General features: G+C 67.2%; 20 protein-coding genes. 4 read left to right on the plus strand and 16 right to left on the minus strand.

Annotated features, from left to right (window positions below; translation table 11 throughout):
• Positions 1 to 20 precede the first annotated feature (20 nt).
• Positions 21 to 575, minus strand: a complete 555-nt coding sequence (gene rfbC / locus O5K39_RS06610) for a dTDP-4-dehydrorhamnose 3,5-epimerase (RefSeq protein WP_271146483.1) — start codon at positions 573 to 575, stop codon at positions 21 to 23.
• 117 nt (positions 576 to 692) lie between these two features.
• Here rfbC and O5K39_RS06615 point away from each other — a divergent pair, with 117 nt between their 5' ends.
• Positions 693 to 1,808, plus strand: a complete 1,116-nt coding sequence (locus tag O5K39_RS06615; RefSeq protein ID WP_271146484.1) for a glycosyltransferase family 61 protein — start codon at positions 693 to 695, stop codon at positions 1,806 to 1,808.
• On the opposite strand, the gene O5K39_RS06620 is transcribed toward O5K39_RS06615, so the two are convergent.
• From O5K39_RS06620 to O5K39_RS06630, 3 genes are all read right to left on the minus strand, one after another.
• Positions 1,805 to 4,018: an AGE family epimerase/isomerase gene (locus O5K39_RS06620; RefSeq protein WP_271146485.1), complete on the minus strand. Its 2,214-nt coding sequence runs from the start codon at positions 4,016 to 4,018 to the stop codon at positions 1,805 to 1,807. The two genes, O5K39_RS06615 and O5K39_RS06620, sit on opposite strands and share 4 nt — an antisense overlap.
• A 103-nt stretch (positions 4,019 to 4,121) precedes the next feature.
• Complete coding sequence (locus O5K39_RS06625) at positions 4,122 to 5,189, minus strand: nucleotidyltransferase family protein (protein WP_271146486.1); 1,068 nt, start codon at positions 5,187 to 5,189, stop codon at positions 4,122 to 4,124.
• Positions 5,186 to 6,250: a GDP-mannose 4,6-dehydratase gene (locus O5K39_RS06630; RefSeq protein ID WP_271146487.1), complete on the minus strand. Its 1,065-nt coding sequence runs from the start codon at positions 6,248 to 6,250 to the stop codon at positions 5,186 to 5,188. Before O5K39_RS06630 ends, O5K39_RS06625 begins: the two co-directional genes overlap by 4 nt.
• A 62-nt stretch (positions 6,251 to 6,312) precedes the next feature.
• Here O5K39_RS06630 and O5K39_RS06635 point away from each other — a divergent pair, with 62 nt between their 5' ends.
• Positions 6,313 to 7,002 carry an acylneuraminate cytidylyltransferase family protein gene (locus tag O5K39_RS06635; protein ID WP_271146488.1) on the plus strand — a complete coding sequence of 230 codons (690 nt, stop codon included), beginning with the start codon at positions 6,313 to 6,315 and terminating at the stop codon, positions 7,000 to 7,002.
• A 296-nt stretch (positions 7,003 to 7,298) separates the two neighbouring features.
• On the opposite strand, the gene neuC is transcribed toward O5K39_RS06635, so the two are convergent.
• Together neuC and O5K39_RS06645 are read right to left on the minus strand one after the other, a co-directional pair.
• Positions 7,299 to 8,462 carry a UDP-N-acetylglucosamine 2-epimerase gene (neuC, locus tag O5K39_RS06640; protein ID WP_271146489.1) on the minus strand — a complete coding sequence of 388 codons (1,164 nt, stop codon included), beginning with the start codon at positions 8,460 to 8,462 and terminating at the stop codon, positions 7,299 to 7,301.
• Positions 8,459 to 9,541, minus strand: coding sequence for an N-acetylneuraminate synthase family protein (locus O5K39_RS06645; RefSeq protein ID WP_271146490.1), 1,083 nt, complete (start codon positions 9,539 to 9,541; stop codon positions 8,459 to 8,461). Before O5K39_RS06645 ends, neuC begins: the two co-directional genes overlap by 4 nt.
• Positions 9,542 to 9,787: 246 nt before the next feature.
• Between O5K39_RS06645 and O5K39_RS06650 the strand changes: the two genes are divergently transcribed.
• Complete coding sequence (locus O5K39_RS06650) at positions 9,788 to 10,963, plus strand: outer membrane beta-barrel protein (protein WP_348637128.1); 1,176 nt, start codon at positions 9,788 to 9,790, stop codon at positions 10,961 to 10,963.
• Positions 10,964 to 11,123: 160 nt separating this feature from the next.
• Here O5K39_RS06650 and O5K39_RS06655 read toward each other — a convergent pair whose 3' ends face one another.
• From O5K39_RS06655 to O5K39_RS06680, 6 genes are all read right to left on the minus strand, one after another.
• A complete protein-coding gene (locus O5K39_RS06655; protein WP_271146491.1) occupies positions 11,124 to 12,305 on the minus strand; it encodes a glycosyltransferase family 4 protein in 1,182 nt (393 codons plus the stop codon).
• Positions 12,305 to 12,751 (minus strand): hypothetical protein, encoded by a 447-nt coding sequence (locus O5K39_RS06660; RefSeq protein ID WP_271146492.1) that lies wholly within the window; start codon positions 12,749 to 12,751, stop codon positions 12,305 to 12,307. Before O5K39_RS06660 ends, O5K39_RS06655 begins: the two co-directional genes overlap by 1 nt.
• Positions 12,752 to 12,823: 72 nt before the next feature.
• Positions 12,824 to 13,951, minus strand: coding sequence for a DegT/DnrJ/EryC1/StrS family aminotransferase (locus O5K39_RS06665; protein ID WP_271146493.1), 1,128 nt, complete (start codon positions 13,949 to 13,951; stop codon positions 12,824 to 12,826).
• On the minus strand, positions 13,948 to 14,574 hold the full coding sequence (locus O5K39_RS06670; protein WP_271146494.1) for a NeuD/PglB/VioB family sugar acetyltransferase: 627 nt from the start codon (positions 14,572 to 14,574) through the stop codon (positions 13,948 to 13,950). The genes O5K39_RS06665 and O5K39_RS06670 overlap by 4 nt, the downstream gene beginning before the upstream one ends.
• A 52-nt stretch (positions 14,575 to 14,626) precedes the next feature.
• Positions 14,627 to 14,830: a hypothetical protein gene (locus O5K39_RS06675; protein ID WP_271146495.1), complete on the minus strand. Its 204-nt coding sequence runs from the start codon at positions 14,828 to 14,830 to the stop codon at positions 14,627 to 14,629.
• 118 nt (positions 14,831 to 14,948) lie between these two features.
• A complete protein-coding gene (locus O5K39_RS06680; protein WP_271146496.1) occupies positions 14,949 to 15,623 on the minus strand; it encodes an OmpA family protein in 675 nt (224 codons plus the stop codon).
• Between the two features lie 233 nt (positions 15,624 to 15,856).
• Here O5K39_RS06680 and O5K39_RS06685 point away from each other — a divergent pair, with 233 nt between their 5' ends.
• Positions 15,857 to 16,768 carry a 2-oxoglutarate and iron-dependent oxygenase domain-containing protein gene (locus O5K39_RS06685; protein WP_271147119.1) on the plus strand — a complete coding sequence of 304 codons (912 nt, stop codon included), beginning with the start codon at positions 15,857 to 15,859 and terminating at the stop codon, positions 16,766 to 16,768.
• A 157-nt stretch (positions 16,769 to 16,925) separates the two neighbouring features.
• Here O5K39_RS06685 and O5K39_RS06690 read toward each other — a convergent pair whose 3' ends face one another.
• The 4 genes from O5K39_RS06690 to O5K39_RS06705 all read right to left on the minus strand — a co-directional run bounded on the left by O5K39_RS06690 (position 16,926) and on the right by O5K39_RS06705 (position 21,904).
• Positions 16,926 to 18,854 carry a TadE/TadG family type IV pilus assembly protein gene (locus tag O5K39_RS06690; RefSeq protein WP_271146497.1) on the minus strand — a complete coding sequence of 643 codons (1,929 nt, stop codon included), beginning with the start codon at positions 18,852 to 18,854 and terminating at the stop codon, positions 16,926 to 16,928.
• 131 nt (positions 18,855 to 18,985) lie between these two features.
• Positions 18,986 to 20,968, minus strand: coding sequence for a M2 family metallopeptidase (locus O5K39_RS06695; RefSeq protein ID WP_271146498.1), 1,983 nt, complete (start codon positions 20,966 to 20,968; stop codon positions 18,986 to 18,988).
• A 66-nt stretch (positions 20,969 to 21,034) separates the two neighbouring features.
• Complete coding sequence (mtgA, locus tag O5K39_RS06700; RefSeq protein WP_271146499.1) at positions 21,035 to 21,736, minus strand: monofunctional biosynthetic peptidoglycan transglycosylase; 702 nt, start codon at positions 21,734 to 21,736, stop codon at positions 21,035 to 21,037.
• A 42-nt stretch (positions 21,737 to 21,778) separates the two neighbouring features.
• Positions 21,779 to 21,904: a hypothetical protein gene (locus tag O5K39_RS06705; protein ID WP_271146500.1), complete on the minus strand. Its 126-nt coding sequence runs from the start codon at positions 21,902 to 21,904 to the stop codon at positions 21,779 to 21,781.
• Between the last annotated feature and the right edge of the window lie 11 nt (positions 21,905 to 21,915).

Genomic DNA, 21,915 nt, shown 5'->3' on the forward strand with positions numbered 1-21,915 from the left:
TCAGCGCCGTGTCCGATCGCTCAGAACACGCCGCGCCAATCCGCCAGTGGCCTGTTCAGCGAGTCTCTGTCGGAACGGGTTTCGGGCGGTACGTCGAGCGGAAGCCGTAATGACAGGGCGGCATCGTCATGGGCGATCTGTCCCAGGTGGCCCGGCGAGAACGGCCGACTGCATTTGTAGATGATCTCGACGTCTGCGGTCAGGGACTGGAAGCCGTGCGCCGCGCCTTCAGGAACGAAGATCCAGGGTGAGTCCTCGTCCATCTCGTGGGTCGCGACGGAGCCGAAATGGGGCTCACGCAGGTCGAGCGCGATGTTGAGCACCCGTCCACGGATCACCCTGAACAATTTGGCCTGGGCATGGGGCGGGGTCTGGAAATGCAGTCCCCGGACCGTGCCCCTTGATCGGGTGAAGGAACTGTTGTCCTGAACGAGGTCCGGCAGTCCCAGGTCCTCGAACGCCGCACGGCTGTAGCGCTCACTCAGCCATCCTCTCGGATCGTTGAAGACCGGTGTGTGAACCCAGGCGAGGTCGGCAAATTCGGCGATCTTTTCGAGCAGGTAACCCGAGGTCATGACGAGAAATTCTCAGTTTATGAAGGCGGGCCAGGTCCGGGCCGGACCGTTCCGGAGCCTGCCGCCCCCTACACAATTGGGTCGACAATACCCGGTAAGGCCGTCACATCGGGCCCCATGAATACGCTGGAAATAAGCGGCACTCTAGATGCCGATCTGCACGTCTTCGAGGATCGGCCCGATCTGGTTCGACAGCCGACGGAGCGTATCCGGCTGGACAAGGAAGCGACGTCCGAGGCGATTGATCTGTTCGTTTGTCGAACGCCAGACCAGCTGGTGTCCAGCTGCTACCTGGTGGTGGATCTCGAATCCCGCCGGCTGATGGTCAACCAGAGTTACGACAATGTCGGCTACTGGTTCCCGCGCGCGCGCCCCAAGCTTACAGACGATGACTTTACGCTCAGCTCGACCCCGATCCCGATCGAGGGGCCCCACGTCATCATCGGGGGACCGATCGACAGCGTGTGGTACCATTGGCTTGTCAGCTGGTGTGCCCGTTTCTACATCGTCCGTCAGTTGAGACCGGATCTGTTCGAGGATCCTGCGGTCCGGTTCATGGTTTGCACGGAGGCGCGCAACCAGTTCCGGGAGACCGCTCTGGCGGTCGGCATTCCGGAAGATCGGATCACCTGGGTTACCCACGATAACGACTACCTGGTTCAGGACGCGATCGTCGTGACCTTCCCCGATCAGCGCTATCTCTATCCCGAGGTCGTACGCGGGATCGCGGCGACGCTGAAGGCGAACCTGGCCGCCGATATCGAGCCCGGCCGTCGTCGAATATTTGCATCAAGGCAATCGTTCACGACGCCCAAACGGCGGGTCGCCAACTGGGCGGCCATCCAGCCTGTGCTCGAGGCGTTCGGGTTCGAGGTCGTCGAGTTGGGACAGTTGTCGGCGCGGGACCAGATCGCCATGTTCTCACAGGCCCAGTTCGTGCTCGGCGTCCACGGATCCGACCTGGCAAACCTGATCTTTTGCGAGCCGGGAGCCATTGCCCTGGTGATCGAGAACGAACGCAACCTGTACCACGGGCTGTCGGCTTCGCTCGACATCCTCAGCGGGATCGTGGGCGTAGACTATCACTGCATGATTGCAGAAGAGGCGATCGACCCCGACGCCGACTATTCCCACTTCCCCACCCTGCACAATCGCGACGTGATCATAGACCCGGACGGACTGCGCGACCGGTTGATCGCGCTCGGCTGTCAGCCGGTCGTCGCAGCCGTCTAGCCGAGGGCGGGGTTGGGCAGGATGTCCAACTCGCTCGACCGGTCGGTGTCCGACAGTTGCCGCAGGGCAGCCATGATGTGGTAGAACGAGCTGGCCGGAGCGGGTTCGTCCACGAAAGTCAAATCCTGGAGGCGCTTGTCCCGCCACAGGCCGTCCTCGGTGAGATATAACCAGAGCGCTCGCTGTGCGGCGGCCGCATCTTCAAGATAGGCTTGGCGCGCGCCGTCATGGCTGAGTTCGGCCAGGATCAGGGCGGCCTTCAACCATTCGGTCTGAGGCCAGAGGCGCGCTCGACGGCTGCGGATCGTACCGTCATCATTCATGGCATCGACGGCGACCGCCATTCGTTCACTCACGCCGGCGATGCCGTGGGCATAGAGTTTGCGAGCCACGTCAAGGGCGCTCTCGTCATTTCGAGCGCGCGCGTGACGCGCCATCAGCCAGGCCCATTCGAATTGATGCCCCGGCTCGACCAGTCGCCCGGCCTCGCCTTGGGCAGGTGCCCAGTCAGAGCCGAAGAACTCACGCAGATATCCGCCTTCGGCGTCGATGAAGGTCGACCGGGCAAGGTGCGCCACCTGATCGGCCAGTTCAGTCCAGCCGGCGTCGCCTCCGGTTTCTTCCCAGGCCAGGCAGGCTTCGAGCAGGTGCATGTGACAGTTGGACTGCCAGGCGTCGTCTCCCCCCTCGATCAGGGCGCCGTTGGGCAGCGAGCGGGCGCGCAGGGCCTCACGGATCTTGACCGCCCGTGCCTCGATTGTCGGCTCGGCGCATCCGGCACCCTTGGCCATCGCCAGGGCGAACATCACGAAGGCCTGATCATAGACCATGGCCGTTTCGTCGAGCGGCGTCCCGTCCGCCGCCAGCAGGGTCCGGCAAAGGCCGTCGTCGCGCAGGTAGTCGGCGATCAGGCGATCGACGCCCTGGTCGACACAGCGTTTCCACGGGCCTCGCCAGCCCATCTGGCCGGCCTGGGCGAAGACGTAGATCTGGCGCGCCTGGACCCGCGCCCGGCGCGAGGTCTGCACGGGCCGGCCGTCCATGCCGATGACCTCCGCGAACACGCCGCGCTCGTCCTGGCCCAGGGAGGACCAGATCGGAAGGGCGCGCAGGCGCATCCAGTCGGCAAACCGTCGCCCGCCGGTGGCCAGGATTTCGGGAATCGGCCTTACGAAATCCAGATGCTGGGGAGAAGCGACCCTGAGGCGATCGACGATACGCTTGACGTCCTGGGCGCGCGACAGGTCGCACACGAGGACCGCGTCCTTCTCTGCGATGATCGCCAGGTTCCGTACGCCGAGTGCGGCGACCATGATGCCGTCAGCGGACCGGGCGAGGCAGCCTTCGGAGTCCTCGAAGATGTGGAGGCCCGTGTCGCCCTCGCCACTCGCGGCAATCGCGTCCCATGCCCCCAGGTCGGACCATCCGAAATGCACTTCGAGCACCGAAGCGAGCCGGGTCTTTTCCATCAAGGCGTAGTCGATCGAGATCTTCGGTGCCGCGGTGAAGGCCTCGGTCAGGACTTCCACGTCAGCCAGACCGCGGGGCGGCAGGGCCGCCTGCACCGCCGCCTCGACCGCCGGTGCATGGGTCCGGAGTTCTGACAGCAGGGTGCGGGCCGCGACCACGAAATTGCCGCTGTTCCACAGATAGCCGGCGGAGATATACTCACCCGCCGTCGATGCGTCGGGCTTTTCGATGAACCGATCGATGTCGGAAAGTCCGCGTCCGGACGGTTTGATGTATCCGTAGGCTGATGAAGCCTCGCTGGGCGAGACGCCCAAGGTCACGACCCGGCCTTCGGCGGCCGCGACGGCCGCGGTGCGTACGGCCTCTCGAAAGGCGTCGTGCTCGGGGATGTGATGATCGGAGGCCACAAAGGCGTTCACGCCGCCCGGGTCTTCACGTTCGGTCCAGGCCGCCGCTGCGGCCATCGCGGCTGCTGAGTCCCGTGCTTCGGGCTCCAGCAGCACGTGGGCGGACACGCCGATCTCGTCCAATTGCTCGACGATCCAGGGGCGGTGAGAGACCCCGGCGACCACGATCAGTCGGCCTCCGTTGTCGGCCAGCGCCGCGACACGCAACACGGTTTCCTGAAAGAGCGAGCGATTGCCGGCCAGAGGGATGAATTGTTTGGGTCGGGAAGGCCTGGAAGCAGGCCACAGACGGGTCCCCGACCCACCGCACATGATCACAGGATAAATTTTCATCGCCCGCTGCTTAGCGGAGGCTGAAAGGTTTGCGAAGCAGATTTGTTGGACGGCTCACGGGCTCCGTAGCGTGTTCCCGAAGCGTTCGTGGCATCGACCTCCGTCAGGTCGCCGGAGGCGCGAAAACTGCCCCGAAATCCGTCTGCGCATTCTCGAAATCGGGCGGGCGGCCGATGTCCAGCCAGTATTCGTGGATGGGATAGGCACCGACCGTATCGCCGTCGGCGGCGAGAGCCGCCAGGAGTTCGGGCATGTCATAGGGGCCCTGGGCCGGGACGCGGGCCAGGACGGACGGATCGAGGCAATAGACGCCGGCGTTGGCCTGCCAGCGGAAGGTGGGCTTTTCGCGCAGGGACACCAGGCGCGAGCCGTCGATCTCGGCGACGCCGTGGGGAGCCTGAAAGGCGTGTTCGCGCACGCACAGACTGGCCCGGGCCCCCAGATCGATGTGGAAATCGATCAGGTCGGCAAAGCTCATCCGGGTCAGCAGGTCGCCGTTCATGACCAGCATCGGGCCGTCCAGCGGTTCGTCGAGCAGGGCCAGGGCCCCCGCCGTGCCGCGCGGGTGATCCTCGCGCAGATAGCGGATCTCGATCCCCATGGCTGAGCCGTCGCCGAAATGCTCCTCGATCATCTCGGCCAGGTAGTTGACCGCCAGCCGGAACCGCCAGAAGCCCTGGTCGCGCAGCCGCTCGATGATGGTCTCCAGCAGGGGCCGCCCCGCCACCTTCAGCATCGGCTTGGGGCAGTTCTGGGTCAGGGGGGCCAGGCGCACGCCGCGTCCCCCGGCCATGATGACCACCAGAGTGTCGCGGGTCGCCGAGATGCCGATCGCGTCGGGATACAGGCCGATGACCCGCCCCTCGGCGTCCAGCATCGGGGCCAACTGCACCCCGCGGTCCGACAGCCGCCGCACCGCCTCGGCCTCGGACCCGCCGGTGCGCAGGGCGACGGGATCCAGGTTCATGACTTCGCGGACGGCCGCGTCCATCTCGATCCGCCGCATCAGGCCGCGCCGGATGTCGCCGTCGGTCAAGGTTCCCAGCAGTCGGCGGTCCGCATCGACCACGACCAGGAGCTTTCGCCGCACCCCGTCCATCCGCTCGATGGCGGTCAGAAGGGTGTCGTCGGGACCGAGCAGGTTGCCGGAAATGTCGCCGGGTCGGCTCATACGGCGTACTCGTCGGGGCGATAAAGGGTCGGGTTGGCGCGGATGAAATCGACGGTGCGGGCCAGGCCTTCTTCGACCGACACGCGCGGTGCCCAGCCGAGCTTGGCCCGGGCCAGGGACGCGTCGGCGATCAGCCGTTCCACCTCGCTGGCGGGCGGCCGCATCCGGGTCTCGTCGGCGACGACCTCGACCGGAACGCCGGCGGCCGTCGCGATCATCTCGGGCAGGTCGCCGATGCGGACCTCGCGCCCGCCGCCGGTGTGGATCGTCTCGCCCTCGACGCCCGGCGTGATCCCGGCGCGCAGGAAGGCATCCACCGTATCGTCCACGAAGACGAAATCGCGCGTCGGCCGGGTGTCGCCCAGCTTGACCGGCCGCCCGGCCAGCATCTGCACGGCGATGGCGGGGATGACCGCGCGCGCACTCTGGCGCGGGCCGAAGGTGTTGAACGGGCGCAGGGTCACCACCGGCGTTCCGAACGACCGGTGATAGCTCTCGGCCAGTTTGTCGGCGGCGATCTTGGTGGCGGAATAGGGCGACTGGCCGACCAGGGGATGGGCCTCGGTCATCGGAATGGTCTGGGCCGAGCCATAGACCTCGCTGGTCGAGGTATGGACCATCCGCCCGACGTCCAGTTCGCGCACGGCCTGAAGTACATTCAGCGTCCCAAACATATTGGTCCGCACATAGCTTTCGGGCGCGAGGTACGAATAGGGGATGGCGATGAGGGCACCGAGGTGAAACACGATGTCGCGGTCCCGCACCGCGTCGGTGACACTGTCGCGGTCGGCCAGATCGCCGCGCCGGACGTCGATGGCCTTGCGCACCCCTGACCGGTCCAGCCAGCCGGCGTCTCCGTCCGAAGTATAGCGGACCAGCACCCGCACCTGCGCACCGCACTCGACCAGCCGCTCGGTCAGCCGGCTACCGATGAAGCCGCCCGCACCGGTGACCAGGACGCGTTTGCCGGCAAGTCCGGACAGGATGTCGTCGGCCTGGATGGCGTCGCTCACGATGAAGGCTCCCTCGGCCTCGAAGCCGTGGCCCGCAATGTCGTCCAACGCGGTTAACCAGACGTAAGGCGCGGCCTGTTCTGATCACGGCGAACCGGGAAGGGCAGGCGATGATCGACGGCAAACGCGTGCTCGCCATCGTCCCGGCCCGCGCGGGCTCGGAGCGGCTGCCGGGCAAGAATGTGCGCCCCATGGCCGGGCGGCCGATGGTCGAATGGACGCTGCGGGCCGGGCTGGAGGCAGTGACGATCGACCGGCTGGTGGTCTCGACCGACGATCCGGCGGTGGCCGGGTTTGCGCGCGCCATGGAGATCGGGGTGATCGACCGCCCCGACTATCTGGCCGGCTCGACCGCCTCGGTCATCGACGCCGTCGACCATGCGCTGGAGACGGTGGGTGGTGTCTGGGACTATGTCGTCCTGCTCCAGCCGACCTCGCCCCTGCGCACCGCCGCCGACATCGACGGCGCCGTGACCATGTGCGAGGCGCGGGGCGGGCCTGCCGTGATCGGGGTCTCACCCATGTCCAAGCCGCCGGGCTTCTATGGTCGCGTGGACGAGGCCGGCACCTATCACAAGGCCGAGGCCTCGGCCGACGAGCCGGTGGTCATCAACGGCGCCGTCTACGTCGGCCGGCCGGAGCGCCTGCGGATCGACCGCTCGTTCCAGACGGAGGGCACCCTGGCCTGGGTCATGCCGGCCGAGCAGGGCTGGGACGTTGACACCCTGTTCGATTTCACGATGGCCGAGGCATTGATGACAAATCGAGAGCCATCTTCTCCTTCGTCATTTGAGGCGTAGCGAAGCGCAGATCTGGAATGACGACTTTAGGGCGGATACCGTCTGACTCCGGCTGATGTTTCGCAACTTCAAGCCACCAATCCCTTGCCGCACAAGGGATTGGTCGATTCTCGGTGCCTTCTGTCTGGCGCTGCTCCCGGCTGTGGTAGACTGGGCCATCCTACCCGGTCTTTGACAATCTCGATCGCGCCGATGTCGGAGTCCGGACTCAACGGACTCTAATTTGGAGTCCGGACTCTTCGGACTCTTCGGACTCTTCGGACTCTTCGGACTCTAATTTTGAGTCCGGACCGGGCTCAAGGCCGATCGACAAACGGCTTGCGCACCAATTCATCGAACGTCGTTCTCTCAAGAATCTCGACGATCTGTCCGGCCGCATCCCCGTCTCCGAACGGCACCGGCTGGCGGCGGGCGCCCTCGGCGAAGGTGGGGTCGAGCGCGCGGGCCAGGGCCCCGGCGACGGCCTGTGGCGTGTTCGCACAATCGACCACACTGGGCGGCTTGATCCGGCCGTCCTGGCGACCCCCGACATTAACCGAGGGGACACAGGCGATCGGGGCCTCGATCACCCCGCTGGAGGAGTTGCCGACCACGGCGTCGCAGGCGGTCAGGGCGGCGGCATAGCGCGCCGCGCCGAGGGACTCATAGAGCATCACCTGGTCCGGTCGCTCGGCGGCGAAGGCGTCGAGCGCCGCGCGCACGGCGTCTGAACCCACGTCGGCGTTGGGCCGGGTGATGACCAGCTTGCGGTCCTTTACCGACGCCAGCCCACCCAGGAAGGCCGCGATCTGATCGGCGGGGCTCATCGCTGCCAGGGTCTCGGGGTGGAAGGTGACCAGCAGGAAGCCGGGCTCCAGATCCGCCTCCAGCATACGCGCCACCGTCGCCCGGTCGGCGCGGGCGGCCCGGATCGTCTCGACCGCCGTGGAGCCGACGGTGAATACCCGGTCGGGTGCCTCGCCCAGTTGCAATATCCTCTGGCGGTAAGGTTCGGCGGCCGTGAAATGCAGGGCCGACAGCTTGGTCACGGCGTGGCGGATGGCGTCGTCGACCGCGCCGGTGGTCCTGTGGCCCCCTTCCAGATGCAGGATTGGTAGGCCGAACGGAACCGCCGCTGCCGCCGCCGCCAGCACCTCGGTCCGGTCGCCCAGCACCATCAGGGCGTCGAGCCTGAGACCGGGCAGGGCGGCCCCCAGTCCTGCCAGCACCGCCGCCATGTCCGCCGCGACATCGGCGGGCGCGTTTCCGACCAGGGGAACCGGGATCAGGGCGGCGGGCGTTCGTCCATCCGCCTCGATCTCCGACAGGGTTCGCCCGTGCCTCTCCGACAGATGGGTTCCGCTGACGATCAGCACGGGCTCCAGCCACGCCGAGGCCTCCATCGCCGACAGCACCGGCCGCAGCAGGCCATACTCCGCGCGGGTCGCGGTGAAGACGCCGATGCGCGCCCGGACCGTCATGGGTCGATCAGCTCGTCGGCGGCGTAGGCTCGGGGCGAGGGTCGACCTTCCAGATCCCAGAGCCGCGCGGGGGCCAGACCCGCCCCGGCCCGGCGGGCGGCGAGGTTGTCGGACGAGAAGATCTCACCGGCGGCGATGGCCCGTCGCGCGACCAGACTGCGGCGGGCGACGGCGATGTTGGGCCGTTCCGCCTCGACCGGTGCCTTGACCGTGCTGCCGAGCGCCTCGGTCACCCGTCGCGCGCCGGCGACTAGGGCGGCCATCTGGTCCGGCTCCAGTGAGGCCTTGTGGTCGGGACCCTCGGCAGTGCTGTCCAGGGTCAGGTGCTTCTCGATCACGACGGCCCCGCGCGCCACGGCCGCCAGGGCGATGTCGATGCCCAGGGTGTGGTCCGAGTATCCCGGCCTGACGCCCAGCCCGGCATAGGCGTCGATCACCCTCAGATTGGCCTGGTCGTGGGGTGCGGGGTACTGGGTCACGCATTGCATGACCACCGTCCCGGCCAGGATCAGTGCCGCTTCGGCCGAGGCCAGTGCGGCGCGGAAGGCCGCGATCGACGGCCGCTCGCCGGACCCCGCCAGCCGGGCGAAGGCCACGCAGCCCAGGGCGTCCTCGACCTCGCTCATTTCCGCCATCCCGGTAGACAGCAGCAGGGGCCGGTCCAGCCGGGCCAGGTCCAGCAGGAAGGGCAGGTTGGTCAGTTCGCCCGACCCCACCTTGATCCGCGTCATCCCCAGGTCGTCGATCAGCATCCGCGCCGAGCCGATGTCGAACGGCGTGGACAGGAACCCTATGTGGTGCGCCGCGCAGTGATCGACGACCCGCCTCAGGCCGGCCGGCGACAGCACCAGCCGGGCCAGCATCTCCGCCTGTGTCGGGCCCTGGCCGGCCGCGGACTGATAGGCGGCGGTCGGCGCGGCGGCCGTGGTCAGTTCCTTGGGGTCGAAGGTCTGGAACTTTACCGTGTCCGCCCCGGCACGTGCGGCGGCCTCGACCAGAGCCAAGGCCCGGTCCTCGCGGCCGTCGTGGTTCACCCCCGCCTCGGCGATGATCTCGCAGCGTTCAGCCTGGTGCGCCATGACCGAATCTGTAGTCAGGTTCGCCCCGTTCCGAAAGCCGGACGGACCGGATCGTGTCACCTGCAATCCCGGATAGGGGTCATCGGACCGCTCGACACGATTTTTTCGTGTAGCTTCAACGCCACGGTCGCAGATTCACGCACGGGTAACGACGTTATCGCCTCGACCGACTATGGCAACGCTGTTAGAGAGCCATCAGGCGGTGAGACCGCCGCATGAATCAATTTTGGCGGAGGGCTCACACCCATGCGTATGAAGACGATGATCCTGGCGACCAGCGCGGCGGCGGCTCTTGCCCTGTCGACCGGCGCCGCTTCGGCGGAACCCGATGGCTGGTACGGTGCGGTTGACGCCGGCTATCAGCACATCGATCGCCGCATCAACCTCGAGTCGGCGACGACGGGCAACAATTTCCGCATGGAAATCAACGACGGCTGGACCGCCTTCGCCCGCCTGGGCTACCGGTTCAACCCGAACTGGCGCGTTGAAGTCGAGGGCGGCTACCGCTCCGGCGACATCGGCACCTTCCGTGCCCGTCGCGGCCGCAACGGCGTCTGCAACCTGACGCCCGCCACCGGCCCCTGCTACTCGCCCGAAGGCGACGCGACCTCGACGACCCTGATGGCCAATGTCATCTATGACTTCGGCTTCGAATACTGGGGCATCCGTCCCTTCGTCGGCCTCGGCGCCGGTGTGAACCACGTCAACACCGACGTGATCGGCCGTCACCGCAACCTGCGCACCGTCGGCTTCGCCGCCGATGACTCCTCGACCAAGTTCGCCGCTCAGGCAATCGCCGGTCTGGCCTGGGCCGTTTCGGACCGCGCCAACATCGACCTGACCTACCGCTACCTGACGGGCGACATGGAGTTCTTCACGACCTCCTCCGTCGCGGCCTTCTCGCAAGGCACGCTGGAAGGTGACTATGACTCGGCGCACAGCGTTTCGCTGGGCCTGCGTTACGCCTTCGGTCCGGAAGAAGTCGAAGCCCCGGTTGCGCCTCCCTACGTCGCTCCGCCGGCCCCGCCGGCCCCGACTCCAGTCGCGCCTCCGGCTCCGCCGCGTCCGACCGCTCCGGCCGCTCCGGTCGCTCGTGAGTTCGTGGTCTACTTCGACTGGGATCGCTCGGACCTGACGGCTGAAGCCCGCTCGGTCATCACGGCCGCCGCCAACTACGCCAAGACCGGTCGTCCGACCCGCGTCCTGGTCGTCGGCCACGCCGACACCTCCGGCTCGGCCGCCTACAACATCGGCCTGTCGAACCGCCGCGCCCGCACCACGGCTGACGCCCTGGTCGCTCAAGGCGTCGCCGGTGGCGTGATCTCGCTGAACGGCGTCGGTGAAACGCAACTCGCCAAGGCCACGGCCGACGGCGTGCGCGAGCCCCTGAACCGTCGCGCCACGATCGGCATCAACTTCTAAGATTGCTTCGAGGGATCCGGAGAAATCCGGGTCCCGAGATGGTCTGAAGTCGAAACGACAAGAAACCGCCGGCCCCGCATCGCGAGGCCGGCGGTTTTCGTTTGGGGGTCGGCAGGACAGCGCCGTCCGGGGAACCGAGCGGCAGTCCCGGCGCTGCGAATCAGGCGAGAGTGGGCGCTTCCGGTGCGATCGCGTCCGGCACCGTGGTCAGGACCGTCAGCCGGTCCCGCATCCGGTCGGCGGCTCGTCCCCGACTGAAGGCCGCGACGTGGGCGCGGGCGGCGTCATCGAAGGCGGCGATGCTCAATGGACCGCGATCCAGGGCGAGCGCGGCCGACGCATTCTCGTGTGAGAGACCTCGGTCGATGTCCCCGACCACGCTCGCCAAAGCCTCTGCCAGCGCGGCAGGCGTCTCGTCCCGCGCCAGCCGACCCAGTCCGCCGCCGATATAGTGCAGGTTCGAGTTCGCGTAGGAGACCGGCACGCAACCGGCCGCCAGCCCCTCGATCACCGGTACGCAGAAGCCCTCGTGCCGGGATGCGGTGGCGAACACATGGGCCTGGCCATAGGCCTCGGCCAGACCCGCGTCCGATATCGTCCCGCCCAGATCCACGAGATCGTGCAGGTCCAGGTCTGTCATCAGCCGATCGAGGTAGGCGATGTAGTCCGGCGAGGCGTGCCGCGTGTTGCCCAGCAGCCTTGCCTTGAACGGCACCGGCGACCGGTCGCGCAGCAGGGCCAGGGCCTCGAGCAGTTCGTGGACCCCCTTGGACTGCACGAACCGGCCCACATAGACGATGTTGATGGGCCTGCGGGCCTTGCCGGCCAGCCGCCCGACCGTCGGCGGGGTGACGGCCAGGTCCATGACCTGGATGCGCGCCGGATCGAGCCCCTGACGCAGCAGTTCGTCGCGGTTCTCCTGGCTGTCGGCCCAGAGCTCGTCGGCGTCGGCGAAATTCTGGATCTGGGCCATGGACCGGTCGATGATCGGATGGTCCGCCTCACCGACCAGGGCCTTGGGCGTGACGTTGTGGAACCGCACGATCTGGCGCGCCCTGCCGTTGCCCAGCAGGATGGCGTCGAACAGTTCGTTGAAGATGGCGAAGACATAGATCACCACGTCCGCCTGCAGGAAGGCGGGGGTCAGCAGCAGGTCGGCCAGGGACCGCACCCGCGTCACCTCGAACTCGTGCGGGTCGCTGTTGCGGCAGACCAGGGTGACCTGATTGTGCGGATCGGCCGCCAGGTCGCGGACCATGTTCAGCGTCGCCTCGCCCACCGCATCATTGCGCAGCAGGGTCGGGCACACGATCACCACCCGTGTCGGCTGTGGCTCCGACATCAGGTCCGGTCGGTGCGGCGTGCCGGGGTCGTCGGCGTCTTGCGGCGCGTGACGGGCTGGGCATCAGCGAGGGAAGGCGGGACCGGGTCCGCAGGGCGGAGCGCCTCGATTTGGGCCTCCAGCGCGGCGATCTCGGCCTTCAGCCCGGCCAGGCCGGCCGTGATCTCGTCCAGCCGGCCATAGGCATCGGCCGCTTCGTGGGCGCGGACCCGGGCGTCGGCGGTGACCGACAGCAGCTGCGGGATATGCTGGTTCCAGCCCTGGGTCAGGCGCGCCAGATCGGTCTCCACAGCGCGCAACCGGGCCCCGGTGGTGCCGCGCGTCAGCAGCGACGGCTCGATTCGCCCGTCCGCATGGGCCCGGAGCTCGGGACTGGCGAGGCCCAGCGAGATGCGCAGCGACTTGGTGTAGCGGGCGACCGACTTGCTGAGGGATGTGTTGCTCACGCCTGTGCCGCTCCGACCCGAAGAGGCCCCGGCTTAGAGGCTCGCGCAAAACGGGTCAACGCGATCGACCCCTCAGTTCATGACGGCGAGAATGACGTCGCAGACGCGGTCGATGTCGTCGTCCGTCAAGGCGCTGCCGGAAGGCAGGCACAGGCCTGTGGCGAACAGGTCTTCGGCCACCGCGCCGCCGATCATGGCCGCCCCGGTAAAGGCGGGTTGCAGATGCATGGGCTTCCAGATCGGCCGACTTTCGATGTTTGCCGTCTCGAGCGCCAGCCGCAGGGTCTCAGGCTTGCCGGCCCGTGCGGGATCGAGCCGGATGACGGTCAGCCACCGGCTGTGCCGACAGCCCGGAGCCTCCGGTGCGAACGACAGGCCGGAGATGGAGCCGAGCCGGGCGACATAGCGGTCGAAGATGGCGCGCCGTCGTTCGACCTTGGCCTCCAGCGAGCCCATCTGGGCCAGGCCTACGGCGGCGGCCAGACTGCCCAGCCGATAGTTGAATCCGGCCTCGGCGTGTTCGTAGTGAACCGCCGGCAACCGGGCGGCGGTGGCCAGATGGCGGGCGCGGGCGATCAGGGCGGCGTCGTCCGAGGCCAGCATACCGCCCCCGCCCGTGGTCACGATCTTGTTGCCGTTGAACGAATAGGCGGCGCAGCTTGCGCCATGCCCTGCGGCTCGGCCGTTCCGGCTGGCACCCACGGCCTCGGCCGCATCGAGGATGACCGGTACGCCGTGTCGATCGGCGACCGCGCGAATGGCGTCGATGTCGGAGCATTGGCCGTAGAGGTCGGCCGGGACGATGGCGCGAACCGTCAGGCCATCGTGCGCCGCGACCTCGAACGCCTGGTCCAGCAGGGCTGGGGCCAGGTTCCAACTGACCGGATCGACATCGACGAAGATCGGCGTGGCCCCCGTCTGGACGATGGGCGAGACGCCGCCGATGAAGGTCAGGGTCGGGGCGATGACCGCGTCCCCCGGCTTCAGCCCCAGCATGACCAGGGCGAGGTGAAGTGCCGCCGTGCCCGACGACACAGCCGTGGCGTGGGCCAGGCCGACGGTCTCGGCAAAGGTCCGCTCGAACCGCTCGACCACCGGTCCGACCGACGAGACCCAGCCGGCGTCGAAGGTCTCGATCAGCAGGGCGCGCTCGGCAGGCCCCAGGTCTGGCGCGGACAGGGGGATGCGGCTCAATGTCATCGGCGGGCCTCCACCCGGCGGGCGGGATTGCCGACGACGGTCGCGCCGGCCTCGACCGACCGGGTGACGACTGCGCCGGCCCCGACGACGGCCCAGGCCCCGACGGTCAGTCCCGGCAGGACGACGGCACCCGCCCCAACCAGAACGCCCTCGCCGACCTGCACGGCTCCGGTCAGGACGGCTCCCGGGGCGATATGGGCGAAGTCGCCGATCACGCAGTCATGCTCGACGATGGTCCCGGTGTTGACGATGACGTGGCGGCCCAGCCGGGCTCCGGCCTGAACCCGGGCACCCATGCCGATCAGGATACCGACGTCGCAGATGACATCGTCGGCCAGGCTGGCGTCCGGGTCGGTGATGGTGGCCCAATCGGCACCGGGCCGGGCGAAGGCAAGGTCGCGCCGCGTCCGGTTTGAGCCGATGGCCAGATGGAAGAGGCTGTCGACGCGCTGGTCGTCGGCCGTCACCTCGACGCCGCCGACGACCTGGCCGATCCGGTCGGGATCGGTATCAAGCACCGTCCCGATGACGAGACGCGCGCGTCGGGCACAGGCGGCTGCGACCCGGGCATGGCCGCCGGCGCCGATCAGGGTAATGGGCCGGCTCTCGGACGGGATGGGCATCGATATCACGCGGGCATCTGGCCCTGCGTCGCGCCGAACCGCAAGGGCGGGCTCAGCCCGAGGTGCGGATCAGTTGTGCCGTCGGTTCGATCTGGGTCGCCACATGGGACGATGCCGCGGGCTGAACGCGGTCGAGCCATGCACCGCCGGCCCCGATGACGACCGTGGCAGTGACCACGGCCGAGGCGAGTGCGATCGCGGCCAGGCGCAACCCGGCCGCCAATGCCACACGTTCCTCGCCGTCGTCCGGATACATCGCGCTCCCCCGAGTCGATCGATCGGGTTAGTCACCACGGGTCGGCGAACGGCGCAAGTCACGGAACGGTGTGCGGAATGGCCCGCACACCGTTCACGACTGTCGCAGTGCTGGACGCTCAGCCCGTGAAGGGGCGGATCAGGACCTCGACGCGGCGGTTCTGGGCGCGACCTTCCGGCGTGGCGTTCGATGCCACCGGCGTGCGGGCGCTGTTTCCGGCGACGTAAAGGCGTTCGCGCTGGACGCCGTTGCGGATCAAGGCGTCGGCGACCGAGACGGCGCGGCGCTCGGACAGCGGCTGGTTGATGGCGTCGCCGCCGCTGGAATCGGTGTGGCCGATGATGTCCACCATCGACTGATCATACTGGCGCAGCACATTGGCGACGTCCGCCAGGGTGGCGTCGAAGCGCGGCTCGATGTTCGACTGGTTGACGGCGAAGGTCACGTCCGACGGCATCCGCAGGACCAGGTTGTCGCCCTGACGCGCGACCCCGACGCCGGTGCCGGACAGTTCGGCCTCCAGTGCCCGCTGCTGGCGGTCCATGTACTGGCCGACGGCGGCACCGCCCAGGGCGCCGACGCCTGCGCCGATCAGGGCGTTCTTGCGGCCTTCCTCGCCGTTCGAGGTGTTGGTCAGATAACCGAGCACGGCACCGCCGAGGGCTCCGGCCAAGGCACCCGTCGCCGTGTTGTTCCTGCGTGGCGCAGAGCTGTAGGGGTCCGTGGTGGTGCAGGCCGTGGCCCCGAGCATGGCGAGGACGCCGACGCCCGCGACGATGAAGTTGGTGCGCATGATGATCACTCCTTGTGGTCTGGCCCATCCCTTGGCGACCAAACGTGGCCTTACGGTGAAGGTTCCGGTGCTGGATTGAGGCCCGCAGGGAGTCTGCGCCGCCGATCTGCCAATTTCCGGCGATAGGGCGTATGCAAATCTCCGCATTCCCGACCAAAGGCCCGCCTGTGACCACGACCCTGACCGCCGAAACGACCGCCGCCACGAGCCCGCAGGGGATACGGCCGGTGTCGATGGCGCGCTATGACACTGACTTCCAGGGATTCAGCGACGAACTGGGCGCCTCCTTCAGGACCTATGGCTTTGCCGTGGTCGCCGATCATGGGCTGGACGAGACGGTGATCGAGGCGGCTCTGGCCGACGCCAAGGCCTTCTTCGCCCTGCCCGAGGAGGTCAAGCGAGCCTACCACATGCCGGGAACCGGCGGCGCCCGGGGCCTGACCCCGTTCGGCGTCGAGGCGGCCAAGGACGCCAAGACCGTCGATCTGAAGGAGTTCTGGCACACCGGCCGCGAATTGCCGTCCGGCCATGCCTATGCGAAATACATGCGGGCGAACCTGTGGCCGACCGAGGTCGAGGGGTTTCGCGACCATCTGTACGGGATGTTCGAGGCGCTGGACGCCCTGGGCCGCAAGCTGCTGCGGGCCATCGCCCGCTATCTGAAGCTCGGCGACGCCTTCTTCGAGGACAAGGTGGAACTGGGCAATTCGGTGCTGCGGATGCTGCACTATCCGCCCGTGCCGGCCGATGCGCCGGGCGTCCGGGCCGGGGCGCACGAGGACATCAACGTCATCACCCTGTTGCTGGGTGCCGAAGAGGCCGGGCTGCAGCTCAAGGACGCGAACGGCGAATGGCTCGACATTGCCCCGCCGCCCGGTGCACTGGTGGTCAATATCGGCGACATGCTGCAACGGTTGACCAACCACGTCCTGCCGTCGACGACGCACCGCGTAGTCAATCCGGCCCCCGAACGGCGCGGTTTCGCCCGCTATTCGACGCCCTTCTTCCTCCACTTCAACCCGGACTTCCTGATCGAGACCCTGCCCTCGACCATCACGCCGGAGAACCCCGACCGCTATGTCGGCAAGGCGATCATGGCCGAGGACTTCCTGACCGAGAGGCTCAAGGAAATCCGGCTGCTGTAAATTTGGGCGCTACCGCTCGCCGCGCGGCGTCTCGCTGCTTGAGCGCGAGCCGAGGGGGTGCCGACGTACTCGCCCGTCGATGAGTATGCTCGAGATGCGCTCAAGTAGAGAGCGACCGCGTCGCGAACGTAGCGCTCCAAGTAGAGGCCCTTCGCCTCTATTTGGAAATGCGAAGCCTCGTGATGTCGCGGCCGATGGCGGCGAAGTCGTCAGAGAGGTCCGAGCCGCTGGCCGGCAGGAAGGCGTAGTCGGGGCCGGTGGCGCAGCTGGCCAGGATGTTGGCCGCGTTGCTGTTCGGCGTGACCTGGAAGCCGACCGTATAGACCACGATGTTCTGGGCCTTCATCGCGGCGCACAGCTGGGTCGCCTGGGCGAAGGGGTTGCCGTTGGTGGCGTTGCAGTTGATGTGGTCGTTGGTCGAGCCCGAGCCTGAACCTGAGTCTGCTGCAAGCACACCGGTGCAGTAGGGGCTGTTGAAGTCGCCGTCGGTCATCAGGATGACCGCCTTCAGCGTCTCCGAGGGATCGTAGGCACCGGCCGGGTTGGACGACCACAGGGTGTTGAAATTGGGCGAGACCGAGTACCAGCCCCAGGCCAGACCGATCTGGCCTGCGGTAGACCCTGTCTCTGTCAGGCCGCTGATCTTTGTCTTCAAGGTAGAGATGCTGGACGTCAGTGGCTGGATCGTCGGTGTCGGGCAGGGGTTTGCCGTGGAGGCATAGTTGCGGCCGACCCTGGAAGTCGCCGGCGACACATCGGTGTAGGCGTTGGTCCCTGTCCGCTCGCTGACGCAGGTCGAGGTCTGGACCGCGACGAGGAGGTCATCGGAGTCGCGACGGAAGGCCCGGTACTGGCACCCGTCCTGGCCGCACCAGGAGGCACCGCCCGAGGTATAGGCGCTCACATAGGGGCCGACCACGCCGACCAGCGAATAGGTGTTGGTCGTGACGTTGGCGACCTCGAACGGCAGATTGTTAATCTGGGTCATGCCGTTGACGCCGGTGATGTAGACCGTGCCTGGGATAGTCGAACCGGTGTCGGTGGTCGTCGCCGGGATGCCGTGGTTGTTTGCCGTGATGACGACGGTGCAGTCCGAGACAAGGCATTTGCGCACAGTGTCCGAGGCGCTGGTCGCATAGGCGACAAAGCCGAGGCCCGAGCTGGTGTTGACGGCGACCCAGGAAGACCCGTTCCAGGATTGCAACGAGAACTTGGTATTGCTGGTGCGGACAACGCGATAGGCCTTGTCGTTGACCTGCACCATTCCGGCGACGCCCGAGATCCAGACGTAGTCGCCCGTAACCAGGCCGTGGTTCGAGGCCGTGGTGACGATGCCGGGGTTGGCGCGGGTAATGCCGCTGATCCCGATCGATGATCCGGTGGTCCAGGCTGCGGCCGTGATCGACCTCGAGCCTGTCGGCGTGCCCCGCGCGCCGTTGGCGTAGGACCCCATGTTCACCCCAATCGAGTAAGGGATGATGGCCATGCGGGTGTAGTAGGGGGTCTGGACACTCTGGACGACGATATCGACCAACTGGGTCGCGGCGGCGCGCAGGTCGATGATCCGCTGGCCGGCCATCGAGCCGGTGATGTCGAGCACCAGGCCGACCTCGATGTTCTTGGACGAGCGGTTGACCTCGGAATGGGCCCCGACCGGCAGGGTGTCGTCCAGCAGACGGCCGTAGGGCGGCAGGACAATGTTGGCGACCAGGGTCTTCACATTGACCGTGGCGTTGGAGATCACGACCTGGTCCGCGTTCAGCGTGAACGTCGCGCTGGCCAGGGTGATGTTGGGATAGTTGGCCAGGTTGGCGCGTAGAGCCTTGGTGCCGATGGTGGTCAGGTCGGCGTCACTCACGGCGGGCGACCGCGCGGCGGCCAGGGCTGCGGCGTCCAGCGCATCCTGAAGGTTGCTCTTCACCGTAGCGGCGCGGTTGATGTCCACGCCGCCCATGGTGATCATGACCAGGATCGGCAGGGTCAGGGCGAAGATCATCGCCACATTGCCGCGCGACGAGGCGGCGAAACGCCGGGCGAGCGACCGCGTCGCCGCCAAGATGCCACTCATCCGCTTGCCGACAGTCATCGTCCACCCGACCGATCAGGCAGGGCGCTAGCCCCGCATTCGATACGGTTTAGCTCGGCGCGGTTAAGACAAGCGCCAAGGAACGCGGTTAATCGAGCGTGATCACCGCCCCTGGTCCAGTTGCGGCCGGTTCAGGTCCGGGAAGTCCAACCGCAGGGCTTGCCGCGGTTCTGCTCGGTCAGCCAGGCGTTCAGCGGGGCGAAATAGTCGAGGATCGCTGAGGCGTCGTTGCCCGTTTCGCCGGTGAAGGCCTGCATGGCCTCGGGCCACGGGCGCGACTGGCCCATCTCCATCATCGCATTGAAACGCTGGCCGACGGCTTCGTTGCCATAGATCGAACAGCGGTGCAGCGGCCCCGTCCAGCCGACCTGCTTGCAGGCCGCCCTCTGGAACTGGAACTGGTAGATGTGGGCCAGGAAGTACCGCGTATACGGCGTGTTGCCGGGCACATGGTATTTCGCGCCGGGATCGAAGGCGTCGGCCGGACGCGGTCCGGGCGGGACCAGACCCTGGTATTTCAGCATGTCGGCGGTCCAGGCGGCGTTGTACTGGTCCGGGGCCGTCCGGCCAGCGAACACATCCCAGCGCCAGCGATCGACCATCAGGCCGAAGGGCAGGAAGGCGATCTTGTCGAGCGCCATCTTTAGCAGGAAGGGGATGTCCTCGGCCTCGCCCGGCACGGTCTGCAACAGGCCGATCTGGTTCAGATAAGTGGGGGTCAGGGCAGACAGACCGACGAAGTCGCCGATGGCCTCGTGGAAGCCGTCGTTTGCCCCGTTCTTGAACAAGAAGGGTTGGCTCGAATAGGCCCGCTGATAGACGTTGTGGCCCAGCTCATGGTGGACCGTATAGAAGTCGTCGCCGTTGACCTGGGTGCACATCTTGATGCGCACATCCTCGAGATTGTCGATGTCCCAGGCTGAAGCGTGACAGACCACTTCGCGGTCGCGTGGCCGGGTGATCTGGCTGCGTTCCCAGAAGGTCTGGGGCAGGGGTGCGATGCCCAGCGAGGTGTAGAAGCCCTCGCCCGTCTTGACCATTTTCGTGGCGTCGTACTGGGCTGAGGTCAACAGCTCGGTCAGATCGTAGCTGGACGCGCCACCGGTGGTCGGGGCCACGACGTCATAGATATTGCCCCACTGCTGCGACCACATATTGCCCAGCAGATCGGCCCGGATCGGGCCGGTCGCGGGCTGGACCGCATCGCCGTATTTCGCGTTCAGCCGGGCCCGCACGTAGCAGTGCAGGTTCTCGTAGAAGGGCCGGACCTGGCCCCACAGCCGGTCGGTCTCGGTGGCGAAGGCGTCGGGTGCCATGTCGTAACCGGCCCGCCACATGGCCCCGGTGTCGGCAAAGCCCAGCTCCTGCGAGCCTGCATTGGCGATCTCGACGAGGCGCGCATAGTCTTCGCGCATGACTGGCGAAATGGTGCGCCAGCCTTCGTACAGGGCCTTGGTCTCGGCCGGATCGCGGCTCTCGGCGATCAGGATGTTGGCCTCGTCCAGGGTGATGGTCTTGCCCTCGAACTCGAACTTGCCGGTGGAATACGTCGAGTCCAGCCGCGTGGTGATCTCGGCCAGTTCGGCGGCCGCGCCCGGGCGGTTGGGGGCCGGCAGGACAATGCCCTGGCGCATCAGGTTCAGCTTGCGCCGCACGTCGGGAGCGGTCTCGACGTCGTTGAAGCGGGCGGCGGCGTTGGCCAGCTGGACCTGAAGCTCCGTCATCTCGCCGTTGACCTTGGCCTCCAGCCACATGGTGTCGAAGGTGATGTTGGTGGCGCGGGTCCACTGCACCCGCTGGGCATATTCGCTGAGCGTCGCCAGCTTGGCCTCGGCCTCCGCCACGAAGGCGGCGGCGCCTTCGGCCGTGGCGGGCTGTTCGGTGACGGCGGAGGTTGAAGGGGCGGATGCGCCGGACTTCAGCGAGTCGGATGTGAGGGGTTCTGCCTGAAAGCGTGCCGGAGGAGTCTGGCCGGTTGGGACATAGGCGGTCCCGGCTGGAGCGTCCGGCGATACACCGGTCGAGCGCGTGTCGAAGTATCCGTTTCCGACGCAGCCGGTCAGGGACAGGCCAAGCGCGCAGGCGGCGACGGCGGACAGCAGATGACGCTTCATGGGAATTCTCCGAACAGGCGAAGGATCAAGGGTGAAGCGGTGGCTTGCGTCAAGCGCCGCCGCAGATCAGCGTGGCCGGATCACGCAGGCGGCCAGCCCCTCATTCCTGACCACACGGGCAGACGCCTGGATTCGCGCGGCGCGCCTGCGAACATAGGGACCGGGCGTGGCGGCGTCGTAGCGGCGGGGGCTGGGCAGGATTGCGGCCAAGCGGGCGGCCTGCTGCGGTGTCAGGTCGCGCGCGGACTTGCCGAACCAGTGACGGGCGGCGGCCTCTGCGCCGTAGACCCCTGGCGCCCATTCGGCGACGTTCAGATAGACCTCCAGAGTGCGACGCTTGCCCCAGATGGTCTCGATCAGGACGGTATAGCCCGCCTCCAGCCCCTTGCGGATCCAGTCGCGGCCGGGCCAGAGGAAGACGTTCTTGGCGGTCTGCTGGCTGATGGTCGAGCCGCCCCTGACTCTTCCGCCATCCTCGTTGTGGGCCAGCGCCTTCTGGATCGCCTCGATGTCGAAGCCGCGATGGGAACAGAACCGCGCGTCCTCGGCGGCGATGGCCGAGTAGACCAGATTGGGCGAGATATCGTTCAGGCCCCGCCAGCGATAGTCGAGGCCTTTGCCGCCCAGGGCCTGTTGCACCATCAGGATGGTGACGGGCGGGGGGATCAGGGCGTGGACCAGGACCCCGCCGATCGGCAGGAAGCACAGCACCAGAAAGGCGATGAGGAAGGGCCGGCTGCGCCGACCGAGCTTTGGAACCCCGAACATGGGTCCATGTTCGTCATCCCGGCGCGGCTGGCAAGAGCGGCCTCAGGATGCCGCGTTGACGTCCCATAAAAAGACGACGGCCAGGCCTGCGCCGAGAACGGCAATCAGGATGATCACGGCCAGGCAGCCCCAGACCATTGTGCCGCCTCCGCTGTCGTTCCTGTTCATCTCGCCTCCCC

Origin of the sequence: Brevundimonas sp. NIBR10 (assembly GCF_027912515.1) — a bacterium.
Taxonomy (GTDB): domain Bacteria; phylum Pseudomonadota; class Alphaproteobacteria; order Caulobacterales; family Caulobacteraceae; genus Brevundimonas.

Excerpts from the sequence above, each read along its gene's own strand:
- rfbC (WP_271146483.1), bottom strand. The coding sequence starts at position 575 with ATGACCTCGGGTTACCTGCTCGAAAAGATCGCCGAATTTGCCGACCTC.
- O5K39_RS06615 (WP_271146484.1), top strand. The coding sequence starts at position 693 with ATGAATACGCTGGAAATAAGCGGCACTCTAGATGCCGATCTGCACGTC.
- O5K39_RS06620 (WP_271146485.1), bottom strand. The coding sequence starts at position 4,018 with ATGAAAATTTATCCTGTGATCATGTGCGGTGGGTCGGGGACCCGTCTG.
- O5K39_RS06625 (WP_271146486.1), bottom strand. The coding sequence starts at position 5,189 with ATGAGCCGACCCGGCGACATTTCCGGCAACCTGCTCGGTCCCGACGAC.
- O5K39_RS06635 (WP_271146488.1), top strand. The coding sequence starts at position 6,313 with ATGATCGACGGCAAACGCGTGCTCGCCATCGTCCCGGCCCGCGCGGGC.
- neuC (WP_271146489.1), bottom strand. The coding sequence starts at position 8,462 with ATGACGGTCCGGGCGCGCATCGGCGTCTTCACCGCGACCCGCGCGGAG.
- O5K39_RS06645 (WP_271146490.1), bottom strand. The coding sequence starts at position 9,541 with ATGGCGCACCAGGCTGAACGCTGCGAGATCATCGCCGAGGCGGGGGTG.
- O5K39_RS06650 (WP_348637128.1), top strand. The coding sequence starts at position 9,788 with ATGCGTATGAAGACGATGATCCTGGCGACCAGCGCGGCGGCGGCTCTT.
- O5K39_RS06655 (WP_271146491.1), bottom strand. The coding sequence starts at position 12,305 with ATGTCGGAGCCACAGCCGACACGGGTGGTGATCGTGTGCCCGACCCTG.
- O5K39_RS06665 (WP_271146493.1), bottom strand. The coding sequence starts at position 13,951 with ATGACATTGAGCCGCATCCCCCTGTCCGCGCCAGACCTGGGGCCTGCC.
- O5K39_RS06670 (WP_271146494.1), bottom strand. The coding sequence starts at position 14,574 with ATGCCCATCCCGTCCGAGAGCCGGCCCATTACCCTGATCGGCGCCGGC.
- O5K39_RS06675 (WP_271146495.1), bottom strand. The coding sequence starts at position 14,830 with ATGTATCCGGACGACGGCGAGGAACGTGTGGCATTGGCGGCCGGGTTG.
- O5K39_RS06680 (WP_271146496.1), bottom strand. The coding sequence starts at position 15,623 with ATGCGCACCAACTTCATCGTCGCGGGCGTCGGCGTCCTCGCCATGCTC.
- O5K39_RS06685 (WP_271147119.1), top strand. The coding sequence starts at position 15,857 with ATGGCGCGCTATGACACTGACTTCCAGGGATTCAGCGACGAACTGGGC.
- O5K39_RS06690 (WP_271146497.1), bottom strand. The coding sequence starts at position 18,854 with ATGACTGTCGGCAAGCGGATGAGTGGCATCTTGGCGGCGACGCGGTCG.
- O5K39_RS06695 (WP_271146498.1), bottom strand. The coding sequence starts at position 20,968 with ATGAAGCGTCATCTGCTGTCCGCCGTCGCCGCCTGCGCGCTTGGCCTG.
- mtgA (WP_271146499.1), bottom strand. The coding sequence starts at position 21,736 with ATGTTCGGGGTTCCAAAGCTCGGTCGGCGCAGCCGGCCCTTCCTCATC.
- O5K39_RS06705 (WP_271146500.1), bottom strand. The coding sequence starts at position 21,904 with ATGAACAGGAACGACAGCGGAGGCGGCACAATGGTCTGGGGCTGCCTG.